Origin of the sequence: Candidatus Accumulibacter vicinus, from assembly GCF_000584955.1 — a bacterium.
Taxonomy (GTDB): Bacteria; Pseudomonadota; Gammaproteobacteria; order Burkholderiales; family Rhodocyclaceae; genus Accumulibacter; species Accumulibacter vicinus.
Window position 1 is genome coordinate 74295 of sequence record NZ_JDSS02000037.1, and the last position, 3569, is coordinate 77863.

The window sequence follows — 3569 nt, forward strand, 5'->3', positions numbered from 1 at the left end:
GACCGAAACCGCATTAAAATCTGAACATCTTCTAATTCACAGATATTCAGAATCGTAGCGTAGCATTTGGGGGGTTTTAGTTATTTTTTGGGCCATGAAAAATTCAACAAACCGGGTTATCCAATTATTCAACATCCAACATCCGATAGTACAGGCCGGCATGGTGTGGTGCAGCGGCTGGCGCCTGGCCTCGGCCGTGAGTAATGCCGGGGGACTTGGTCTTATCGGCTCTGGTTCCATGCATCCCGAGACGCTGGAGCAGCATATCCGAAAGTGTAAGGCAGCCACGACAAAACCTTTTGGCGTAAATGTGCCGCTGCTCTACCCCGAGATAGACAAGCTCATGAATATTATCGTGAGGGAAAATGTAAAAATCGTGTTTACCTCAGCCGGAAATCCTTCCACCTGGACGGGCCATCTGAAGGATAACGGAATAACTGTTGTGCATGTGGTTTCCAGTGTGAAGTTTGCGCGTAAGGCAGAGCAGGCCGGAGTTGATGCTGTTGTGGCCGAAGGCTTTGAAGCCGGAGGACACAATGGACGGGAGGAAACGACAACATTTGTTTTGATTCCCCTGGTTCGGGAAGCTGTTTCAATACCCCTTATTGCCGCAGGCGGTATTGCCACCGGCCGAGGCAGCCTGCCCGGCCGCGTAAAACTGCCTTCTGCCCTGCGCGCAAGCGCGAAACGGTCATGACTTTGCAAGATACCCCTGATGATGAAAGTCATGACCGTTTCCCCTCCCTTGCACGCCGGAATCGTTCGATGGGCGCAGAGCATGCTCTGCGAATTCCCCATCTCACCCCCCGATCCCTATCTCCCACGAGTACAGAGGGGAAATTCGCGAGTCGCTCGCGACTTTCATAGAAGAGCTTGCGGAATCTATCTTTCAATCAGTGCTCTGTCAATCCATTGCCAAGTTTGTGGTTGCTGCCGTTTCCAGGGCAATCGATGCCGGAAAGTCATCTCGAAAGCCTTGAAATTCACGTCACCCGGATCTATTATTAGCACTCGTTAGCGGTGAGTGCTAATATTTATGCTCCTGAGTCTTGTACCCAGGGCTACAGGATCTGACCGTCAATATCCGTTTATATGCTTAACCCCAAGGAGAAACTGCATGAAAATTCGCCCGTTGCATGATCGCGTGATTGTCAAACGTCTTGAAGAGGAGCGCAGGACCGCCTCCGGTATCGTCATCCCCGATACAGCTGCCGAGAAACCTGACCAAGGCGAAATTCGCGCCGTTGGCAATGGCAAGATTCTTGATGATGGCAGCGTCCGCGCCCTGGCCGTGAAGGTTGGCGACCGGGTCCTGTTTGGCAAATACGCCGGTCAGACCGTCAAGGTCGATGGAGAGGAACTGCTGGTCATGCGTGAAGAAGACATCATGGGCGTCATCGAGGCGTAGAGGTCGCGTTCGCACGATCCCCGCCCACACAGCCCTAGCACACAATCTTTCCTTTCAATTCAGAATCAAATCATCACAGAAACTTAGGAGTTATCTCTATGGCAGCTAAAGACGTCAAATTTGGCGATACCGCACGCGCTCGCATGGTCGAAGGCGTGAACATCCTTGCCGACGCAGTCAAGATTACGCTCGGCCCGAAGGGCCGCAATGTGGTTCTGGAGCGCTCGTACGGCTCGCCAACCGTGACCAAGGATGGTGTCTCGGTCGCCAAGGAAATCGAACTGAAAGACAAGTTCGCCAATATGGGCGCCCAGATGCTCAAGGAAGTTGCCTCGAAGACTTCCGACATCGCCGGGGACGGAACCACGACCGCGACCGTGCTGGCGCAATCAATCGTTCGCGAAGGCATGAAGTACGTTGCTGCAGGCATGAACCCGATGGACCTCAAGCGCGGCATCGACAAGGCGGTCGTGGCCACCGTCGACGAACTGAAGAAGCTCTCGAAACCCTGCTCGACCAGCAAGGAAATTGCTCAGGTCGGCGCGATCTCGGCCAACGCTGATGCAGACATCGGTGACATCATTGCCAAGGCGATGGACAAGGTTGGCAAGGAAGGCGTGATCACCGTCGAAGACGGCAAATCCCTGAACAACGAACTCGACGTCGTCGAGGGCATGCAGTTCGATCGTGGCTACCTGAGTCCCTACTTCATCAACAACAACGAAAAACAGAACGCGATTCTGGAAAACCCGTTCATCCTGATCTTCGACAAGAAAATCTCGAACATCCGTGATTTGCTGCCGATTCTCGAACAGGTCGCCAAATCCAGCCGCCCGCTGTTGATTGTCGCTGAAGATGTCGATGGAGAAGCACTCGCCACCCTGGTAGTCAACAACATCCGCGGCATCCTCAAGACTTGCGCCGTCAAGGCGCCCGGCTTTGGCGACCGCCGCAAGGCGATGCTCGAAGACATTGCGATTCTGAGCGGCGGCCAGGTGATTGCCGAAGAAGTCGGCCTGACCCTGGAAAAGGCCACCCTGGCGGACCTCGGCCAAGCCAAGCGCATCGAGATCGGCAAGGAAAACACGACGATCATCGACGGCGCCGGAGTCAGCGCGAACATCGAAGCCCGTGTCAAGCAGATTCGTGCGCAGATCGAGACCGCCACCAGTGACTACGACAAGGAGAAACTGCAGGAGCGGGTCGCCAAACTCGCGGGAGGCGTCGCCCTGATCAAGGTGGGTGCCGCAACCGAAGTCGAGATGAAGGAGAAAAAGGCACGCGTCGAGGACGCGCTGCACGCCACTCGTGCCGCGGTGGAAGAAGGAATCGTTCCTGGCGGCGGCGTCGCGCTGCTGCGTGCCCGCCTGGCGCTCGCGTCGCTCAAGGGCGATAACCACGACCAGGAAGCCGGGATCAAGATCGTTTTGCGCGCAATGGAGCAGCCGTTGCGCGAAATCGTCGCCAACGCCGGCGACGAACCGTCCGTCGTGGTCAATGCCGTGCTTCAGGGTACCGGCAATTTCGGCTACAACGCCGCCACCGGTGAGTACGGCGACCTGGTTGAAATGGGCGTTCTCGATCCGACCAAGGTCACGCGCACGGCCCTGCAAAACGCGGCTTCGATCGCTGGCCTGATGCTCACCACCGACTGCCTGGTCGCCGAACTGGCTGAGGAAAAGCCGGCCATGGGCGGCGGCGGCATGGGTGGTGGTATGGGCGGCATGGGCGGCATGGGCGGCATGGACATGTAATGTCCGCAGGGTCATGATCATGAAAACCCCCGGCTACAGGAGGTCGCGACTTATTTTACCAATCCGGTGAAGGTCAAGATCCCCAAGAACGGTAGGTTCAGCTAAACAGCAAGGGCGGCCAGAATTTTGGCCGCCCTTGCTGTTTTATGGCCCCATGGCCTCGTCTTCGAAAGAGGCCGTACAGAACAGTAGTGCGATTTGGACAGTTTCTTGCGCTACCATGCGTTTCGCGAGCGCGGGCTGTGGGTCGATCGCTTGCTACGATGGGAGAAATCGAGATGAATCATGTGATGCAAGTGTTTCTGGCAATGCTGGTGGCGGCTCTGCCGTTGGGGGTATTGGCAGACGGTCTACGCATAGGCGGAACGGGTGGCGCGCTCGGGACGATGAAGATACTCGGCGACGCG

General features: G+C 56.3%; 2 protein-coding genes and 1 pseudogene. All 3 read left to right on the top strand.

Annotated elements, in window-relative coordinates; translation table 11 throughout:
- Positions 1–94 precede the first annotated feature (94 nt).
- Positions 95–631 (top strand): annotated as a pseudogene (locus CAPSK01_RS23425) (nitronate monooxygenase); the annotation flags it as partial.
- A gap of 486 nt (positions 632–1117) precedes the next feature.
- Positions 1118–1408 (top strand): co-chaperone GroES, encoded by a 291-nt coding sequence (gene groES / locus CAPSK01_RS16165; RefSeq protein WP_034929008.1) that lies wholly within the window; start codon positions 1118–1120, stop codon positions 1406–1408.
- A gap of 98 nt (positions 1409–1506) precedes the next feature.
- Positions 1507–3162, top strand: a complete 1656-nt coding sequence (groL, locus tag CAPSK01_RS16170) for a chaperonin GroEL (RefSeq protein ID WP_034929011.1) — start codon at positions 1507–1509, stop codon at positions 3160–3162.
- The last annotated feature ends 407 nt before the right edge of the window (positions 3163–3569 follow it).

Bases quoted from the DNA above. Each gene is read 5' to 3' on its own strand.
- groES (WP_034929008.1), top strand. From the start codon at position 1,118: ATGAAAATTCGCCCGTTGCATGATCGCGTGATTGTCAAACGTCTTGAA.
- groL (WP_034929011.1), top strand. From the start codon at position 1,507: ATGGCAGCTAAAGACGTCAAATTTGGCGATACCGCACGCGCTCGCATG.